General features: G+C 71.8%; 16 protein-coding genes. 6 read left to right on the plus strand and 10 right to left on the minus strand.

Annotated elements, in window-relative coordinates; all coding sequences use genetic code 11:
- The first annotated feature begins 12 nt into the window (after positions 1-12).
- On the plus strand, positions 13-1383 hold the full coding sequence (locus tag B1L07_05845) for an acid virulence protein B (protein ID AUZ54700.1): 1371 nt from the start codon (positions 13-15) through the stop codon (positions 1381-1383).
- Here the strand turns inward: B1L07_05845 and B1L07_05850 are convergent.
- On the minus strand, positions 1349-3907 hold the full coding sequence (locus B1L07_05850; protein ID AUZ56479.1) for a hypothetical protein: 2559 nt from the start codon (positions 3905-3907) through the stop codon (positions 1349-1351). The genes B1L07_05845 and B1L07_05850 overlap by 35 nt on opposite strands.
- Positions 3908-4060: 153 nt before the next feature.
- Here B1L07_05850 and B1L07_05855 point away from each other — a divergent pair, with 153 nt between their 5' ends.
- Positions 4061-4693 carry a hypothetical protein gene (locus tag B1L07_05855; protein AUZ54701.1) on the plus strand — a complete coding sequence of 211 codons (633 nt, stop codon included), beginning with the start codon at positions 4061-4063 and terminating at the stop codon, positions 4691-4693.
- Between the two features lie 50 nt (positions 4694-4743).
- Positions 4744-5091: a hypothetical protein gene (locus B1L07_05860; protein AUZ54702.1), complete on the plus strand. Its 348-nt coding sequence runs from the start codon at positions 4744-4746 to the stop codon at positions 5089-5091.
- Positions 5092-5176: 85 nt separating this feature from the next.
- Here B1L07_05860 and B1L07_05865 read toward each other — a convergent pair whose 3' ends face one another.
- The 7 genes from B1L07_05865 to B1L07_05895 all read right to left on the minus strand — a co-directional run bounded on the left by B1L07_05865 (position 5177) and on the right by B1L07_05895 (position 13452).
- Positions 5177-5506 carry a hypothetical protein gene (locus tag B1L07_05865; GenBank protein ID AUZ54703.1) on the minus strand — a complete coding sequence of 110 codons (330 nt, stop codon included), beginning with the start codon at positions 5504-5506 and terminating at the stop codon, positions 5177-5179.
- Positions 5503-7122 (minus strand): hypothetical protein, encoded by a 1620-nt coding sequence (locus B1L07_05870; GenBank protein ID AUZ56480.1) that lies wholly within the window; start codon positions 7120-7122, stop codon positions 5503-5505. Before B1L07_05870 ends, B1L07_05865 begins: the two co-directional genes overlap by 4 nt.
- Positions 7119-7448, minus strand: coding sequence for a hypothetical protein (locus tag B1L07_05875; GenBank protein ID AUZ56481.1), 330 nt, complete (start codon positions 7446-7448; stop codon positions 7119-7121). Before B1L07_05875 ends, B1L07_05870 begins: the two co-directional genes overlap by 4 nt.
- Before the next feature lie 101 nt (positions 7449-7549).
- Positions 7550-9769: a ferric-rhodotorulic acid/ferric-coprogen receptor FhuE gene (locus B1L07_05880; GenBank protein AUZ54704.1), complete on the minus strand. Its 2220-nt coding sequence runs from the start codon at positions 9767-9769 to the stop codon at positions 7550-7552.
- Positions 9770-10077: 308 nt separating this feature from the next.
- Positions 10078-11361 carry a hypothetical protein gene (locus B1L07_05885; protein ID AUZ54705.1) on the minus strand — a complete coding sequence of 428 codons (1284 nt, stop codon included), beginning with the start codon at positions 11359-11361 and terminating at the stop codon, positions 10078-10080.
- Positions 11362-11363: 2 nt separating this feature from the next.
- Positions 11364-12437, minus strand: coding sequence for a hypothetical protein (locus B1L07_05890; GenBank protein AUZ54706.1), 1074 nt, complete (start codon positions 12435-12437; stop codon positions 11364-11366).
- Between the two features lie 136 nt (positions 12438-12573).
- On the minus strand, positions 12574-13452 hold the full coding sequence (locus tag B1L07_05895; GenBank protein AUZ56482.1) for a plasmid replication/partition related protein: 879 nt from the start codon (positions 13450-13452) through the stop codon (positions 12574-12576).
- A 120-nt stretch (positions 13453-13572) separates the two neighbouring features.
- On the opposite strand from B1L07_05895, the gene B1L07_05900 reads away from it, so the two are divergent.
- Positions 13573-13932, plus strand: a complete 360-nt coding sequence (locus B1L07_05900; protein ID AUZ54707.1) for a hypothetical protein — start codon at positions 13573-13575, stop codon at positions 13930-13932.
- Here B1L07_05900 and B1L07_05905 read toward each other — a convergent pair.
- A complete protein-coding gene (locus tag B1L07_05905) occupies positions 13929-14873 on the minus strand; it encodes an IS481 family transposase (protein AUZ54708.1) in 945 nt (314 codons plus the stop codon). The genes B1L07_05900 and B1L07_05905 overlap by 4 nt on opposite strands.
- A gap of 132 nt (positions 14874-15005) precedes the next feature.
- On the opposite strand from B1L07_05905, the gene B1L07_05910 reads away from it, so the two are divergent.
- Positions 15006-15362 carry a hypothetical protein gene (locus B1L07_05910; protein AUZ54709.1) on the plus strand — a complete coding sequence of 119 codons (357 nt, stop codon included), beginning with the start codon at positions 15006-15008 and terminating at the stop codon, positions 15360-15362.
- Positions 15363-15582: 220 nt separating this feature from the next.
- A complete protein-coding gene (locus B1L07_05915; protein ID AUZ54710.1) occupies positions 15583-16482 on the plus strand; it encodes a 4-hydroxy-tetrahydrodipicolinate synthase in 900 nt (299 codons plus the stop codon).
- A gap of 83 nt (positions 16483-16565) precedes the next feature.
- Here the strand turns inward: B1L07_05915 and B1L07_05920 are convergent, their stop codons facing one another.
- On the minus strand, positions 16566-17000 hold the full coding sequence (locus tag B1L07_05920) for a peptidase M4 (protein AUZ54711.1): 435 nt from the start codon (positions 16998-17000) through the stop codon (positions 16566-16568).
- Positions 17001-17377: the final 377 nt, after the last annotated feature.

Genomic DNA, 17377 nt, shown 5'->3' on the forward strand with positions numbered 1-17377 from the left:
AAGGAAGCTCTCATGGCACATGCGTCGCTCGCTCTGGTGGTGGTGATGGCGTCGGGCCTGCTGGCGGCGCCGGCACTGGCGCTGGAGCCGGTCAGCCATGGCCGTTTCGAACGGGTGCCGGTGCTGTTGCCCGATGGACCGGTGCAGCGGGTGGTGGTCTGGTTCGCCGGTGAGGGCGACGCCGCGCCGCGGCAGGCACGGCTGCAGGCGCTGCGCCGCGATGGCGCGCTGGTGGTGGACGTCGATACCCGCCACCTGGCCGGGGTGCTGGCGAAGGAAGGCGGCAGCTGCGGGTTCTCCGCCGGCGACGTGGAGAACTTCTCGCGCTATGTGCAGGCCTATCTGCGGGTGCCGACCTACCACCTGCCGATCCTCGGCGGCGATGGCGCCGGGGCCGCGCTGGCCTACGCGGTGTCCGCGCAGTCCGGTCCGGACGTGTTCGCCGGCCTGCTCACCGAGGATTTCTGCCCGCGCCTGGGCGATACGCGGATGATCTGCGGCGACGGCATCCACGGTGGCACGCTGCTGCCGGTGGCGCTGGGCTTCCCGTGGCTGGAGGCCGCGCCGGGGCATGCCCCGCGCTGTCCGGCGGGCGAGGTCGAGGCCTTCGTGCGGGCGGTGCCGCTGGCGCGGCGCTTCCAGCGCACTGCCGCCGGCAGCGCGCTGCCCGGCGAGGTTGCCGCGGCGCGGGTACTGGGCGCGCAGCGTGGGGTGAGCCTGCCGCCGGTGCCACATGAGCTGGACGGCCTGCCGCTGGTCGAGGTGCCGGCCGCCGGCAACGGCGACACCTTCGCCGTGTTCGTGTCCGGCGACGGTGGCTGGGCCGGGCTGGACAAGGAGGTCGCCGGCGCGCTGGCGCAGGCCGGCATCCCGGTGGTGGGCGTGGATTCGCTGCGCTATTTCTGGAGTGCGCGCACGCCGGCCGGCTTCGCCGCCGACCTGGACCGCATTGCCCGCCATTACGCGCGGCAGTGGCAGCGCCCGAAGCTGCTGCTGCTCGGCTTCTCGCAGGGCGCCGACGTGCTGCCGGCGGCGATCAACCGGCTGTCCGCCGATACCGCCTCGATGCTGGCGATGACCGCGTTGCTGTCGGTGGGCACGCACGCCGACTACGAGTTCCACGTCAGCAACTGGCTGGGGGGCGATGGCGACGGGCTGCCGATCGCGCCGGAGATGCGCCGGCTGCCGGCAGCACGCACCGTCTGCGTCTACGGCCAGGACGACGACGATGCGCTGTGCCCGCGGCTGCCGGCCGGGTCGGCGCAGGTCGTGCGCCTGCCCGGCGACCATCACTTCCAGGGCGATTACGCCGGGCTGGCGCGGGTGATCCTGCAGCGGCTGCGTGGGCTCAGTTCGACTGCCGGCGCGGATCCAGCGAAATGAGCCGGGTCACGTCCAGCAGCGCGGCGGGCAGGTGCATGCCGCCCGGCGCGGCCAGGTAGCGCGGGCGCCATTCCGGCGCGAACTTGGACTTGAAGCGGCGCAGGCCGCCGAAGCCATAGAAGCGCTCGCCGTGGCGCGCGACCAGGTTGGCGAAGCGGTTCCAGCGCCCGGCCAGGCGGTGTTCGGCCAGCCCCGTCAGCGGTGCCATGCCCAGCGAGAAGCGGGTATGGCCGTTGGCCGCGCCCCACAGGAACAGTTCGATGAACAGGAAGTCCATGGTGCCCTTGGGGGCGTCGGCGGCGTGCCGCATCAGGTCCACCGACAACTCGCGCGCGAGCGGCGCCTGCCACAGGTTGGCGAACGCCACGATCCGGCCCTCGGCCTCGACCAGGGCCATCGGGAAGCGGCACAGGTAGTCGGGGTCGAAGCTGCCCAGCGAGAACCCCTTCTCGTCGCCGGCCTTCTCCTCCAGCCAGGCGTCGGAGATCGCCTCCAGCGCCGGCAACAGCGGCGCGACATCCGCGGCCGGCACCACCCGGAACGCCAGGCCGCTGCGGCGGCCCTTGTTCCACGCCTGGCGCAGTTCCGCGCGCGCGCTGCCTTCCAGGCTGAAGCCGGCCAGCGACACCATCGCTTCCTCGCCGAGCTTGACCAGGGTCAGGCCCAGGTCGAGGTAGGTCTGCCAGTGCTGGTCCCCGGTCTGGTAGAACACCGGGCGCAGGCCGAGCCGGTCGGCTTCCTCGCGGAATTTCCAGATCAGCATGCGCGCGGTGTCCGGCGGGCCGACCGGGTCGCCCATCGACACCAGCGAGCCGCCGTAGCGCTGCATCATCACGAAGCCATTGCCGTCGTCGCTGCGCAGGATCGCCTTGTCGCCGGTCATCGCCAGGCAGGCCTGGGTGTCGTGCGCCTGCGCCAGCAGCGGCCGCAGCTGCTCGAGCTGCGCGGCGTCGGGTAGCGGCAACGGCGCGCGGGTGCTGTGCAGCAGCCGCGCCACCCCGAACACGATCACCACGATGCTGACCAGCAGCAGCGCGCGCAGCGCGCGTGGCGCGTTGCCGGACGTGGCGAACTGCCACCACAGCTCGTTCTGGTACTCGACGTGGCTGTAGACGAAGAACAGCAGCCACACCGTGGCCACCAGCACCAGCGCCACGTTGCGCAGCCACGGCCACGACCAGGCCTCGTCGAGCAGCGCGCCCTGGCGGTAGAACTCCCGCCGCGCCGCCCACAGCGCCACCGCCACCAGCGGCAGGGTCAGCGCCACCAGCGCATGGCCGCCGCGCAGCCAGGCCGGAATCGGCAACAGCACGCTCACTGCCAACGCGATCAGCCACGCCGCATGGCTGCGCCGCTGCAGCCCCTGGCCGATCAGCAACAGCAGCACGCCGCCGAGGCTGCCCAGCAGGTGCGAGGTCTCCACGATCGGCAGCGGCGCATGCAATGCGCGATGCCGCGGCGCCGGCAGGGTGCCGTCGATCACCAGCAGCGCACCGACCGCGAACACCGCCAGCGCGATCACCTGCGGCAGCCAGGGGCGCAGCACGTTCCAGGCGGTGCTGGCGCCGCTGCGCAGCGGCCGGCGGACGGCGGCCAGCCCGGCCAGCAGGGTGGAGAGGAACAGCGGCACCAGGTAATAGGTGACGCGGTAGGCCACCGCCGCGGCCAGGATCGCCGCCGGCGCCAGCTGCGGCAGCAGCTTGAGCAGGCTCCACTCGAACACGCCCAGCCCGGCCGGCACCGTGGAGACCAGCCCGGCGACCACCGCCACCAGGTACAACCCGACAAAGCCGATGTAGCCCACGCCATCCTGCGCCGGCAGCAGCACGTAGAACGCGGCCGACGCCAGGCCCAGTTCCACCAGGCTCAGTGCGGTGACCTCCAGCACCGTGCGCCGGTCCGGTATCCATACCCGGTGCCGGCGCCAGCCGATGCTGCGGCCGTCGGCGCCGACCAGCAGCCACATCGCAGCGAAGCCGAGCAGCAGGGCGATGCCCAGCAGGCGCACCGCCGACGCGTCCAGCGGCAGCGCCAATGCCGCCGCGCCCGGCTCCAGCCACAACGCCAGGCCCAGCAGCACCCAGGCGCCGAACACGAAGCCCAGGGTGCTCATCAGCACCACCTGGCCGATCTCGGCCAGTCCCAACCCGGCGCTGCCATAGCTGCGCACCCGGATCGCGCCGCCGGTGAGCGCGGCGAAGCCCAGGGTCTGCCCGGCGGCATGCGCGAGGAAGGCGGTGATCGCCACCCGGCCCGGCGGCAGGCGCCGGTTGGCGCGGCGCAGCCCGATCGCGTCGAAGCCGATCAGGCAGGCGTAACTGGCCATGCCCAGCAGCAGCGCCAGCCCCAGCTGCGACCACGACAGCGCATGCATGGCGCCGCGGATCTGCCGGTAGCCGTGCTCGCTGAACTCACCGGCCAGCGCGTGCAGGGCCATGCCCATGATTGCCAGGGTCACGGCGACGGCGGCGAACCGGCGCCAGCCGGCGGTCGGGGGAGCGGTGGGTACGGCGGGGTCGGCCATGCGCGGCAACGGGCAGGGCGCCATGCAGGCGCGGGAGTGCAGAGACTATCGGCATGGCGTGACGGTTCTGGCAAGTGGGCGCGTGGCCTTCAGCGGGCGGACGGCTGGCGGCGCGGCTAAGCTGGTGTCCCGACCCTGCGCAAGGAACAGGCCGTGGCCGCCGGCCGCCACCGTCCACATCGCGATCCCGCGCGCCTGGCCGCGCTGCCGGTGCTGGCGGCGCTGCTGCTGTTCACCGTTGTCGCGACCTGGCTGCAGGTGGCGCGTACCGACCTGGACTGGACGCGTGCCACGCTCAGCCTGTACCTGCACGGCCCGTACGCGCCGTGGCTGCGCAGCGCCTACTGCGTGCTGGCCGCGGCGATCGTGGCGCTCGCCATCGCACTGCACCTGCGCTTGCGCGGACCGGCGCGGCGCGGACTGCCGCTGGCCCTGTTCTGCGCGGCCGGCACCGGCCTGGCCACGGTGGCCGTGGGCGACAGCTGGCTGCCGCAGCACGCGCCGGCGCTGGCGCCGCTGGTGCATGCGCTGGCCGCGCAGACCGCATTCCTGTGCGTCACCACGGCGATGCTGCTGCAGGCCTGGTGCTTCGGTCGCGACCGCCGCTGGCGTGGTGCCTATCCGCTGGCGTGGGGATGGGCGTGGCTGGCGTTCGCCGGGCTGTGGCTGCACGTGCTCTGGCGCGACACGCCGCGCGGGCTGGGGCAGAAGGCGGTGATCGCGCTGGTGCTCGGCTGGCTGGCGCTGGCCGCCGTGCAGTTGTGGCGGCTGCCCCGTCTCCGCTGAAACCATCGGTTGCGGGCACAATGGGCCTACATCCACCCACGGGAAAGCCCATGATCGAACGTTTCGATACCGGTCCGCGCATGTCGGAAATGACCATCCACCACGGCGTGGCCTACCTCGCCGGGCAGGTGCCCGAAGACACCAGCGCCGACATCGTCGGCCAGACCGAACAGGTGCTGAAAGCCATCGACGACCTGCTGCGGCTGGCGCCGACCGACAAGCACCACATCCTGCGCGCGGAAATCTTCCTGGCCGACATGGCCGATTTCGCCGGCATGAACCAGGCCTGGGACAAGTGGGTACCGGAAGGCGCCACGCCGGCGCGCGCCACCGTGCAGGCCAAGCTCGCCAACCCGGCGTGGAAGATCGAGATCGTCGTCACCGCGGCGGTGCCGTAAGCGCGGCGGGTGCCGTTCCCGGAGGGTCGATCCGGGAACGGGGCAGCGCCCGTCACCCGGCGTCGCGGCGCATGCGCCGCCGCCGTCAGCAAAGCGCGACCAGCAGTCCGGCGAGCGGCAGCGTCCATGCCAGCGGCACCACCCAGCGCGGCCGGTATGGATGCAGCGCGAGCGCCAGCACCAGTCCGGCGGCGGTCAGCGCGCCGAGCCAGATCACCGGCCCCAGCGCCCAGCCGTGCGCGCGTACGCACAGGCCGGTACCCAGCGCCAGCACCGCCCAGCCCAGCCCGCGCCACAGCCGCCTGCGCGCCGGGCTGGCGGCAGCCTTGCCGTACAGGTCCTGTTGGTGTTTTTCCATGGCCAGCGACAGCGTGGCGAACGCCGCGAACGACAGCCCCAGGGCGAGCGCCATCATGCGCGGGCCTCCTCGCCGGCGCCGTGCTGCCGGCGTTTCCTTTGCGCCGCGCTGGGCGGTGGTTGCCAGTGCTGCACGCGCCAGGCGCAGCACGCCAGCATCGCGCCGAAGCCGATCATGGCCAGGTCGAAGCCGGCCAGCGCCCAGTCGCCGTCGGCGATGGCCGCGACCAGGTGGCTCCGGGTGGTCAGCGCGTTGAGCAACGGCAGCAGCGCGAACGCGGCCGCGCCCAGGTACAGCTGCGCGGCCCACATCGCCCGCCGCGGCCACGCCAGGGCGGCCAGCAGCGCCGCGCCCCAGGCGCAGAAGAACACGTCGGCCTCGGCCGCCGGGCGCCCGGCCAGCTGCAGCGGCAGCAGGCGGTTGCCCCAGAAGTAGGCGGCGAAGGCGATGGGCAGGCCGGCCACGGTGCCGATGTTGAGCGCATCGACCAGGCGCAGGCCGACGCCGGTCTTGCCGGCCCTGGCATGCTTCGGCCGCTCCTTGACCGCCCACAGCACCACGCCGCTGGCCACCATCAGGCAACCGGCCAGCCCGGACAGGAAGAACAGCGCGCGCAGGCCGGGCTCGGCGAAGCGGGCCAGGTGCAGGCCGTACAGCACCCCGCGGGTGCGGGTGGCGCCACCGGCATCCGGGCTGGCGCCGAGCAGCGCGCCACTGACCGCGTCGTAGCGCAGCGACGGCGTGTCGATGCTCAACCGGCGGCCGTCACGCTGCTGGATGTCGACCACCGCGTTGGCGGCGTCGGGACGGTGCACCACGAAACCGGCGATCTGTGCCCCATTCCAGTGCCGCCGCGCGCTGTCCAGCAACTGCTGGATCGGCAGCGGCGCCGCGCGGCCCGCGGCCGGCCCCTGGACCTCGGCCAGGCGCGCGAAGGCGTCGTTGAAGAACGCGTCCTCGTCGTCCGGGTAAGCCGTCTTCACGCCCCACGGCAGGTACAGGAACATCAGCGTCACGATGCCGGTATAGGTGATCATCGCGTGGTAGGGCAGCGCCATCACCGCGCTGACGTTGTGGAAATCCAGCCACGAGCGCAGGCCTTTTCCCGGGCGGAAGGTGAAGAAGTCCCGGAAGATCTTCTTGTGGGTGATGACGCCGGTGACGATGGCCACCAGCATGAACATCGCGCAGAAGCCGACGATCCAGCGCGCCCATAGCACCGGCAGGTAGTGCAGGTCGAAGTGCAGGCGGTAGAAGAAGTCGCCGCCGCGGGTGTCGCGCGCGCTCACCTCGCGCCCGGTGTTGGGGTCCAGGGTGGCGTCGCCGAAGCGCCCACCGCGGCGGCTGCGTCGTTCCCCGCCGTCGGCCGGCGGCGAGGCCATCGACTCGGGGTTGCGCCAGAACGTGCGCATGGCCGGGTTGCGCGGGTCGGGCAGGCTTACGTTCCAGCTCTCGGCGTGCGGCGCCCGTTCGCGCAGGAAGGCGAGCGCATTGGCCGCGGCCTGGTCGGCGTCGACCGCGTTGCGCGGCAGCTCCGGGCGCATCCAGCGGCTGATCTCCTCGCGGTAGTAGCTGGCGGTGCCGGCCATGAAGATCAGCAGCAGCACCCAGCCCACCAGCAACCCGGTCCAGGTGTGCAGCCAGGCCATCGACTGGCGGAACCCCTGCTTCATGCCGGCGCTCCCAGCCACTGCACGCCCAGCCAGAACAGCAGGGCGGGGGTGGCGATGCCGGCCCAGGCGCGCAGCGCGCTGCCGCTGGCGAAGGCCCACAACGCGGCGCAGGCGTACACCACGATGGCCAGCAGCATGCCGGTCAGCACCGCCTGGCTGCGCGCCATCGGCAGCGCCACGGCGAGGAATGCGGCCGACGCGGCGGCCAGGGCGTAGCCGCCGAGGATCGCCGCCAGCGTGCGCGACAACACGCCCGGCCAGGGGCGGGCGAGGAAGGCACCGAGCCGGCGGTGCCACGGGTGGGGGAGGGGTGTCGTGTTGTCCACGGAGTCTGCGGTAGCGGATCGGACGGGCGCCGCGCGCTGCGCGCGGCGGAAGGTGGCCATCCATGGCCGGCGCTGCATCCGGCAGCGGTTCCCTGAAGGGCTTACAGCTTCCAGCGCAGGGTCAGGCGCACGTTGCGCGGCTCGCCCCAGTACACGCCGTCGTAGAAGCCGACGTTGTTGTAGTACTTCCTGTCCAGCAGGTTGCTGATGTTCAGTTGCGCGGAGAGGTTGTCGTTGAAGCGGTAGCTGGCGAAGGCGTTGAGCAGGAAGTACGCGTCCTGGGTGATCGGCGACCTGTAGGTCCTGCCGCTGGTCGCGTAGTCGGCGGCCGGGCGGTTGCTCATGCGCCAGATCGCGCTCTGCCAGGTCGCGCCGCCGCCCAGCGACAGCCGGCTCCAGGCGCCGTCGGGACGCCAGCTGGCATTGAGGCGGAAGGTGTCCACCGGCGTGGTGGTGTTCTGGCGCACGCCCTGCGGGTTGCGCACGGTGGTGTGGGCATAGCCGGCCGACAGGTTCCAGCGCTCGCCCAGGCGGCCCTGGGCTTCGACTTCCCAGCCCTTGACCCGGTTGCCCTTGCCGGTGGAACGGTAGGCGCTGGCGCCGTCGGGCAGCGAGCCTTCAGGCACCGAATCGTCCAGCTCGGCGACGTTGTCCTTCGCGCCCTTGAACAGCGCGGCGGAGGCGTTCAGCAGGCCATCGAAGAATTCGCCCTTGAGGCCGGCCTCCCACATGTCGCCCACCACCGGCTTCAGATAACGGTTGTCCTTGTCGCGGTAGTTCTGCGGCTGGAAGATGTCGGTGTAGCTGGCATAGGCGCTGAAGTGCGCGCCGAGGTCATACACCAGGCCCGCGTACGGGGTCAGCGAATCGTCGGGCCGGTAGCCGCCGCGGCGGGTGCCGAGCAGCTTGCCGGCGCTGTCGCGGGTGTAGTTCCAACTGCGCGTCTCCCAGCTGCCGTAGCGCGCGCCCAGCACCGCCAGCAGCGGGTCGGCCAGCTGCAGGCGCGTGGCCAGGTAGGCGGCGCGTTGCTTCAGTTCGTCCTGCGCGGCCAGCCAGCCGGGGCGGGTGACGCGCAGCGGCGCGACGTTGCCGTCCCAGTGGCGCCAGTCGGCGACCTGGTCGTAGCCGTCGGGATAGGCGTAGTCGGTCGCCGGCACTTCGCCCCTGCGCAGCGACTGGCCGACGCCGACCACCAGTTCGTGTTCGCGCCCGAACAGGCGGAACGGGCCGCCGGCGTTGAGGTCCAGCACCTGCATGTCGCCGCGCTCGCCGAACACGCCCACGTAGGCCCGCACGCCGCTGCCGTCCGGGCGTGGATAGCCGGCGGCGCCGTACCAGACTTCGCCCTGCGTATCGCGCCTGGAGCGGGTATAGCTGGCCCTGGCCGACCAGTCGTGGCCCAGGCTCTGCTCCAGCCGCGCGAACGCGGTCTTCTCCACGATCGGCCACTGGCTCCAGCGCGCGGACAAGTTGGTTGAACGCGGCAGGTTGGCCGGCTGGCCGTCCACGCCCCAGTACGGCACCACGCCCCAGGTCACGCCGGAGGTCTCCGGCGACTGGTATTCGTAGCCGGCCTCGAGCAGGGTGCTGCTGGTGAGGTCGGCCTGGACGATGCCGTAGAACACGTCCTTGTCCAGCCGGTACACGTCGCGGAACGAATCGCTCTGCTGCCTGGCCGCGACCATGCGCGCGCGGACGCGGCCGTCCAGCGCGAGCGGGCCGCCGATGTCGGCCTCCAGGCGCTGGTTGCCCCAGCGCCCGGCCGTCACGCTGGCGCTCATCGCGAACTGGTCGGTGGGGCGTTTGCGCACGTAGTTGATGGTGCCCGACGGATCACCGGCGCCGGTGGTCAGGCCGGTGGCGCCGCGGACCACCTCGATGCGCTCGTAAAGGGCGCTGTCGTTGTTGGTCTTGATGTAGCCGCTGAAGGTGTTGAGCATGCCGTCGACCTGGAAGTTGCTGATGTTGTAGCCGCGCGAGACGTAGTTGATGCGCTCGCTGTCGGTCACCGAGACGTGCACGCCGGTCACCTGGCCCATCACGTCGGACATCGCGTGCAGGCCCATGTCGTCCAGCTGCTGGCGGGTCAGCACGGTGACCGACTGCGGGGTGTGGCGCAGCGACAGGTCGAGCCGGGTCGCGGTGCGCGCGTGCCGCACCGTGTACGCGTCGTCGGCTTCGGCCACGACCTTGACCGCATCGAGCGTGGTGGCGTCGCCCGGCGCGGTCTGGGCCAGTGCGGCGGGCGCGGACAGGGCGGCGCTCAGGGCGAGGGCCAGCAGCGTGGGCCGTGGCGGCGGGAGCAAGCGTGGGGACTGCATCGTGGATTCCTGGTGGGCGGTGGGAAGGCCGACCCGCGGAATCGCCCATGGCAGCGCGCCACGCCCCGCGTGACCGTGCGCTGCACGTCGCCTCTCCCGTAGCCGGCCCACATGCACGGCACGACGCAGGAAGCGTCGCGCCGCATCGGTTTGGTTGGGGGTACACGGGGCGGGCGGCGGGGGATGCGATGCATCGCGCCGCGCAGGGCTGGGCGTACTGCCTACGTATTAACGATAACCATTCTCAATAAATCGGGCAAGCGGTTGCACGCTGGGGTCGGGCACGGGCGCAGCGGCTCGGGCCGCGATCAGAAGCGCAGCCAGACGGTCAGCGCATGCAGCAGCAGGCCGATCAGGCCGCCGACCAGGGTGCCGTTGAAGCGGATGTACTGCAGGTCGCGGCCCACGCTCAGTTCCAGTTGCTCGACCAGCTTGCGCTCGTCCCAGGCCTTGAGCGTCTGCGCGATGTGCGTGGTCACGCCGCTGCGCAGCCGCGTGGTGAGCCGCTCGGCGCCGGCCAGCATGTGCTGGTTGAGCGCGTCGCGCAGCGCCGGGTCGTGGCCGATGCTGGCGCCGAGCTTGCCGAGGTTGCGTTCCAGGTGCGCGGCCAGCACCGACTCCTCGCGCGACAGGTCATCGCGCAGCTGCTGGTGGATGCGCTGCCACAGGCCCTGCACGTAATCCTGCACGGCCGGGTGGTCGATCAGCTGCTGCTTGAGCGCGTCCACCCGCGCGGCCAGCGCGGGGTCCTCGCGCAGCCGCTGCAGGTAGCCGCCCAGCCAGCGTGCGTAGTCCTGGCGCAGCGGATGCCCGGGTTCGGACAGGATCGCCTGCAATTCGTCCAGCCCGGCGCGGGCCATGCGCCCGGCGAGCGAATCGCCGATCTCGTCGATCGGCTTGACCCAGTCCACGGTGCTGGCCAGCTTCGGCCATTCCTTGCGGATGTAGCGCACGATCAGCGCCGAGGCACGCTGGCGCACGGTCTCGCTGTCGAGCCAGCCGGCAATGCGGGTCAGGCCCTCGTCCAGCACCCGCTGGTGGCGGTCGTCGGCGGTCAGCAGGCCGAGCAGGTCGCCGGCGGTGGCCGCGGCGTTCCACTGCCGCAGCTGTTCGACCACGAAGCCCTGGATGGCCCGGCGCACGGCCGATTCGTCCAGCAGGTCCAGTGCCTGCAGCGCCCAGCCGCGGGCCATGCCGGCCAGCATCCGCGCCTGCGGCGGCTGCGCCAGCCATTGGCCCAGGCGGGTGGCCGGGTCGAACACCCTGAGCTTGGCCAGCAGGGCCTCGGGCTCGAGGAAGTGGTCGCGCACGAACAGCGCCAGGCTGTCGGCGATGCGCGCCTTGCTGCGCGGAATGATGGCGGTATGCGGGATGGGCAGGTTCAGCGGGCGCCGGAACAGCGCCACCACCGCGAACCAGTCGGCCAATGCGCCGACCATGGCCGCCTCGCAGAACGCGCCCACCCACGCCCAGGCGCCGTGTTCGCCGTTGAGGTGGCTGAGCACGAAGCCGGCCAGCATCGCCAGCAGCATCGCCAGCGCGTACAGCTTGAGCCGGCGCAACTGGGCGCGGCGCGGATCGGCCGGCGCCACGCTCAATCCTTGTCGCCCGCGCTGCGGCGGAAGCAGTGCGCGCCGGCCGGGTGCGCCCATTGCCCGGCCTGCGGCAGGCGCCAGCGCGCGCGGCGCTGGCCGCTGTCGGTGGCGAAGTCCGCGCACAGCTCGTAGTGGCTGTCGTCGATGCGGCGGTAGCGGTAATCCGCGCCGCCGGCCGGATCGCGCCGCGGCAGGTTGACGCCCGGCTGTGCGGCCAGCGCATCCATGTCCGGCGGCAGCGCGTCGTGTTCGCCGCGCCATGCGGCGATGGCCGACTCCAGGGTCTGCAGATCGCCGATGCGGGCTTCGTCCAGCCGCAGCTGCCGCTGCTGCATCGGCGAATCCATGGTCCATACGCCGGCAGCGACCGCCAGGACCGTGGCGATGCCGGTCGCCCACAGCACGCCGCGACCGGAGCCGGCGTGGCCGCCGTCGGCGACTTCCTCGCGGCGCAGGTCGCGCAGGTAGTGGCCGAATACGGTACCGGCGATCGCCGCCACCACCGCGACCTTGAGCACGAAGCGCAGGCTCAGTTCGCCGCCGAGCAGGTTGAACACCAGCGTGGTCAGGTCGCCGATGAGCACGCTGGCGGCGACGAACAGGGTCAGGTAGGTCAGCCAGCGGCGGACCGGCGACAGCCGCTTGATCGGATTGCGCGCCACGTCGTGGGCAAGGTGGCGGGCGAGCAGGGCGAACACCGGGAAGGCGATGACCAGCGCCGAGATCGACCAGCGGATCGAACCGGTCAGCCGCGCCACCTGCCACTGCGCGTCGGCCGGGTCGGGCAGGGCGTGCTCGAGCAGCGCGAACAGCAGGCTGCCCAGGTTCCAGGCGAAGAAATACAGGGTGCTGAACAGCACCAGGTAGAGGAACGCTTCGCGCGCCGACAGCGAAGCGCGCGGGCGCGGCACCGGCAGCGCGAAGTCCACCTCGGCCCAGCCGTCGAGCACGCCGCGTATCTGTTCGGCGCTCCAGCCGGCGGCGAGCAGCGCCTGCCGCACCTGTTCGCGTTCATGGCCGCGCATCAAGGCGTCGCGGACGAACTGTTCCAGTTCCGGGGATGCCGAGGCCATGGCCGACTCCTGTGGGGACGGGCGCATGGTGACCGCCGCGCCGGTCGTCTTGCAATCGCGCGGGGTCGTGCGCGCAGGACCGGCGCGCGCCGCCTGCGCCCTGGCGGCAGTGCGCGGTGCGCCGGGACGCGGCCGGTCAGGCCTCCGCGGCGTCCGCCGGCGCGGCACCGGCCAGGCGCGCGCGCAGTGCCTCGAGCTCCATGCGCAGCGCCTGGTTCTCGGCCGTCAGCGAGGCCACGCGCTGGCGCAGCGCTTCCACTTCGCCGGCGTCGCCACTGGCCTGCGCGGGCAGGTCCTGTGGCGGCTGCGCGGCGTCCTCCGCCGCCGCCGGCCGCGGCTTGCGGCGCGACTCGCGCACCCGCCGCGCGGCTTCCTTCAGCTGGCTCTTGCCGCCCTGCGCGGCCAAGCGCTGTTCCTCCTCCGGCAGGCTGGCGACCACCGCCGCGGCGCTGAGCGAGATCTCGCCGGCCTTCACCGCCTCGATCACCTCCTGCGCGGCCTGCGCGCTGATCTTCTCGATCAGCGTCACCTGGCTGGCGCTGAGCTTGGCTTCGCGGGCGAGTTCGGCCCTGGACAGCTTCGGCGCCGGCTCCCACGGCGGCAGGTCGGCATCGGCCGGGCCGTCGGTGGCCGCCGCCAGCGGCGCCTCGCCCTCGCTCTCGCGGCGCAGCTGTTCCTGCTCGGCGCGGTGCCGGGCCTCGACGATCGCGCGCTTGCGCAGGGCCAGCACGCCGCGCTGGAAATCGGACACGCTGCGCCGCCCCAGGTGCTGCTCGATCATCCACAGGTGCACGTCCTGCATCGACTGGAAACGGGTGTTCTGCACCGTCTGGAACGGGATGCCGTGCTTGCGGCAGATGCCGTAGCGGTTGTGGCCGTCGACCAGCACGTTGCCCCACAGCACCAGCGCGTCGCGGCAGCCCTCGGCCAGCAGGCTGCGCTCCAGCGCGTCATGCTCGTCCGCGGTCAGCGGATCGATGTAGGCCTTGAGTTCTTCGTTGACGATGATGTCCATGCGCATGCCGGTGGAACAGGGGGCGGCATTGTAAGTGAGGCCGGGGACGCCGCGGCCACCGTGCTTGCCGGCCTGCGGCAAGTCGCGCATGCTCGCCTGCCGCGACTGGACGAGGCGGTCATGCTCCTCATTGCCGATATCGCGACCGCCCTGGTCGCGCTGATCCATGCCGGCATCCTTGTGCTGGAGATGTTCCTGTGGACGCGGCCGGCGGGGCGCAGGGCCTTTGGCCTGAGCCGTGAATTCGCCGAACAGACGCGGGTGCTGGCGGCGAACCAGGGGCTCTACAACGGCTTCCTGGCCGCCGGCCTGGTCTATGCCCTGGCGCTGGGCGCGGCCGGATACGGCGTGCGCACGTTCTTCCTGTCCTGCGTGCTGGTGGCCGGCCTGTATGGCGCCGCCACCGCCAGCCGCGCCATCCTGTTCGTGCAGGCGCTGCCGGCCGCCGTCGCGCTGGCGCTGGTGCTGGCGGCCCGCTAGTTGTGTAAACCCAGCACGTTGTTCAGGGGTATGCGGGAGATGGGTGGTTTGTAGCCGAGGCTTGCATGAGGGCGGTGCCAGTTGTAGTGATGCAGCCAGTCATGGAGGGCGCCAGCCCGCTGCCCGGAGTTGTCATAGGCGCGGGCATAGGCCCACTCGCGCAGGCTGGTCTGGACCAGGCGTTCGGCCTTGCCGTTGGTGCGCGGGGTGTAGGGACGCGTGCGCAGGTGGCGCATGCCAAGGCGACGGAGCAGGCGCTGGAAACGGCGCGACCTGTAGCAGGTGCCGTTGTCGGTCAACACCCGCTCGAAGCACACGCCCAGGCTGCGGTAGTAGCGCACCGTGCGGATAAGGGCCTTGCAGGCGCTGGTCCCGCGCTCGTCCGGCTCGATGGAGGCGAAGGCCACGCGCGAGTGATCGTCGATGGCCAGATGGACGTATTCCCAGCCAATGCCCCTGTGTCGATGCGAGCGGTCACCGGTCACACGGTGGCCCGGGGAACCGATCCGCCCCAGCTTCTTGATGTCCAGATGCAGCAGTTGGCCGGGCCGGGCGTGTTCATAGCGGTTCTCCGGCAGCGCCGGCTCCAGTTCGGCCAAGCGGTGCAGTCCGGCACGGCGCAGCAACCGGGCGATGGTGCTTGGCGCCACGGACAGCCGCTGGGCGATCTGGCGATAGGTCTGGCGTGAGCGTCGCAGTTCCAGCATCTGCGCTGCGATGGTTGACGGTGTGGCATGGGGGCAGGCATGCGGCCGGGAGCTGCGGTCGGCCAAGCCAGCAGGACCCTCTTCCCGGTACCGCTTCAGCCACTTGTAGGCCGTGCGCACGCTCACGCCAGCTGCATGGGCGGCCTCCGCGATGCGCAGGCCCTGCACGAGGATGCGGTCCACAAGCAGGGCTCGACCGCGAGGCGTCAAACGGGCATGTTTATGCAGGTTCATCCGGGGCTCCTGGGGCTGGGTTGGTGTCGTAACCCCCATCTTCCAGCGATGCCCCGGATGAACAACCTACTGAGAGATCACAGCTAGTCCACGCCGCACGCAGCCGCTCCCCCGAAACGCAACGCGCCGCTCATGATTCCCCTGTTTCTGAAATCCCTCCTGGGCGCGCTGGCGGTACTGGCCATCGCGCTGCTGGCCAGGTCGAAGAGCTTCTTCATCGCCGGCCTGGTGCCGCTGTTCCCGACGTTCGCGCTGATCGCGCACTACATCGTCGGCAGCCAGCGCACCGGTGCCGACCTGCAGAAGACCGCCCTGTTCGGGCTGTGGTCGCTGTTTCCCTATGCCGGCTACCTGGTGGCGGTCTACTTCGGCAGCGTGCGCTGGCCGCTGGCGGTCACGCTGGGCGTGGCCACCGCGGCCTGGGTGCTCCTGGCGCTGGCGATGATCGTGTTGTGGGCGCGGCTGCATCCGGCGGTGGCCGGCGCCTGAGCCGCCCGCTGCCGTGCGTGGTCGCCGTGTCCGCAGAGCCGGTCGCCGCGGCGGGCGACGGCGCGCGCTGGCCGCTGGCGGTACCTGCCGGCGCGGGAGTGCCCGCGCGATCTGGTTGGGGTTGAAACCAACGTGCGCGGCATCGGACGGACAGGGCCGCGTGCCCGGCTTCACGATTAGAATCGACGCTTCCTTCTCCCCGACGCCCCCGGATACCGCGATGACCTCCTCCCACGTCCCCCTGCGCGGCAGCATCGTCGCGCTCGTCACGCCCATGCACGAAGACGGCAGCGTGGATTACCCGGCGCTGCGCCGGCTGGTGGACTGGCACGTGGCCGAGGGCACCGACTGCATCGGCGTGGTCGGCACCACCGGCGAGTCGCCGACGGTCACCGTGGAAGAGCATTGCGAGATCATCCGCGTGGCGGTGGAGCAGGCGGCCGGGCGGGTGCCGGTGATGGCCGGCTGCGGCGGCAATTCCACCGCCGAGGCCATCGCGCTGGCGCAGTACGCGCGCCAGGTCGGCGCCGACAGCCAGCTGCAGGTGGTGCCGTACTACAACAAGCCGGGGCAGGAAGGGCAGTACCGCCATTTCCGTGCCATCGCCGAGGCCACCGGTGACCTGCCGATCGTGCTCTACAACGTGCCCGGCCGCAGTGTCGCCGACCTGCAGCACGACACCGTGCTGCGGCTGGCGCAGGTGCCGGGGGTGATCGGCATCAAGGAAGCCACCGGCAACCTGGAGCGCGCGCAGTGGCTGATCCGCGACGTGCCGGACGGGTTCGCGGTGTACTCCGGCGACGATGCCACCGCGGTGGCGCTGATGCTGTGCGGTGGGCATGGCAACGTGAGCGTGACCGCCAACGTGGCGCCACGGCTGATGCACGAGCTCTGCGTGGCCGCGCTGGCCGGGCAGGTGCCGGCGGCGATGGCGATCCAGCGGCGGCTGCTGCCGCTGCACCGGCAGCTGTTCGTCGAGGCCAACCCGATCCCGGTGAAGTGGGCGATGCAGCGGCTGGGCCTGTGCGGCGGCACCCTGCGCCTGCCGATGACCGAACTGGAGTCGGGCAACCAGCCGCGGGTGGAAGCGGCGCTGCGCGAGGCCGGCTTGCTGGCCTGACGCGATCCACGCACGCCGCGGGCCCGTGGCCTGGGCCGGCCCGCGGCGGCCACCGCTGCGTCATGCGCCCGGCATGGCGGCGGTCAGTCCTTTTCCAGTGCGATCACTTCACCCGTCGCCGGATCCAGCTGCACCTTCACCTTCTCGCCCGCGGCGGTCGTGCCCTTGGCCTGCCACAGGCCATCGTCGAGCTTGACGTCATGCACCCCGCTGTAACCGGCGGTGGCCAGCTGGGCGCGGATATCGGCCTCGCCCAGCGGCGACACCGCCTTGTCCGGGTACACCTTGCCGGTACGCGGATCCAGGCGCACATCCACGTGCTTGCCGTTGGCGCTGGTGGCATCGGCCTTCCACATGCCGTCCTTGAACTCCAGGTTCTTGACCTTGGTATAGCCCTGCGCCTCCAGCTGCGCGCGTACCTGCGGCGCGGTGAGCGCGTCCTGCGCGTGGGCGGCGCCGGACCCGGCCAGCGCCAGCGCGGCGGCGAGGAGGGCGGTCTGTAGCGGTCGATCGTTCATGGCTGCTCCTGTCGTTTCGGCGTGTCGATATGCGCACGGCCGAACCTAGCCGAGCGCCCGTGCATGCGACCGTGAACCGGCAGCGTGGCGCGGCTCGCCGCTGCGCCGCGGTTAACCGCGGTGGAGGGCGCGGCAAGGCCGCGTTCAATTCCCGTTGCGGGGACGTCGCGCGGGCGTGAACGCACGCCGTCGTGGCCGGGCCCGGGGCAACGTGCCGGCGGGCCGCGGTGGGTCGCTTCGCGCAGCGCCGGGCAGCGTGCCGGGCAGGCCAGGAGGGGGCGATGCAGGGGGCGGTGGACGCGCTGGCGTGTTGCCGCCGGCGGCCGGCAGTGGCTGCCCGCGGCGTGGCAGACTGCGCGGACATCTCCCCACCCTGG

Origin of the sequence: Stenotrophomonas acidaminiphila, assembly GCA_002951995.1 — a bacterium.
GTDB classification, from domain to species: domain Bacteria; phylum Pseudomonadota; class Gammaproteobacteria; order Xanthomonadales; family Xanthomonadaceae; genus Stenotrophomonas; species Stenotrophomonas acidaminiphila_A.

Bases quoted from the DNA above. Each gene is read 5' to 3' on its own strand.
- B1L07_05845 (AUZ54700.1), top strand. From the start codon at position 13: ATGGCACATGCGTCGCTCGCTCTGGTGGTGGTGATGGCGTCGGGCCTG.
- B1L07_05850 (AUZ56479.1), bottom strand. From the start codon at position 3,907: ATGGCCGACCCCGCCGTACCCACCGCTCCCCCGACCGCCGGCTGGCGC.
- B1L07_05870 (AUZ56480.1), bottom strand. From the start codon at position 7,122: ATGAAGCAGGGGTTCCGCCAGTCGATGGCCTGGCTGCACACCTGGACC.
- B1L07_05865 (AUZ54703.1), bottom strand. From the start codon at position 5,506: ATGATGGCGCTCGCCCTGGGGCTGTCGTTCGCGGCGTTCGCCACGCTG.
- B1L07_05895 (AUZ56482.1), bottom strand. From the start codon at position 13,452: ATGGACATCATCGTCAACGAAGAACTCAAGGCCTACATCGATCCGCTG.
- B1L07_05860 (AUZ54702.1), top strand. From the start codon at position 4,744: ATGATCGAACGTTTCGATACCGGTCCGCGCATGTCGGAAATGACCATC.
- B1L07_05910 (AUZ54709.1), top strand. From the start codon at position 15,006: ATGATTCCCCTGTTTCTGAAATCCCTCCTGGGCGCGCTGGCGGTACTG.
- B1L07_05915 (AUZ54710.1), top strand. From the start codon at position 15,583: ATGACCTCCTCCCACGTCCCCCTGCGCGGCAGCATCGTCGCGCTCGTC.
- B1L07_05905 (AUZ54708.1), bottom strand. From the start codon at position 14,873: ATGAACCTGCATAAACATGCCCGTTTGACGCCTCGCGGTCGAGCCCTG.
- B1L07_05880 (AUZ54704.1), bottom strand. From the start codon at position 9,769: ATGCAGTCCCCACGCTTGCTCCCGCCGCCACGGCCCACGCTGCTGGCC.
- B1L07_05890 (AUZ54706.1), bottom strand. From the start codon at position 12,437: ATGGCCTCGGCATCCCCGGAACTGGAACAGTTCGTCCGCGACGCCTTG.
- B1L07_05900 (AUZ54707.1), top strand. From the start codon at position 13,573: ATGCTCCTCATTGCCGATATCGCGACCGCCCTGGTCGCGCTGATCCAT.
- B1L07_05920 (AUZ54711.1), bottom strand. From the start codon at position 17,000: ATGAACGATCGACCGCTACAGACCGCCCTCCTCGCCGCCGCGCTGGCG.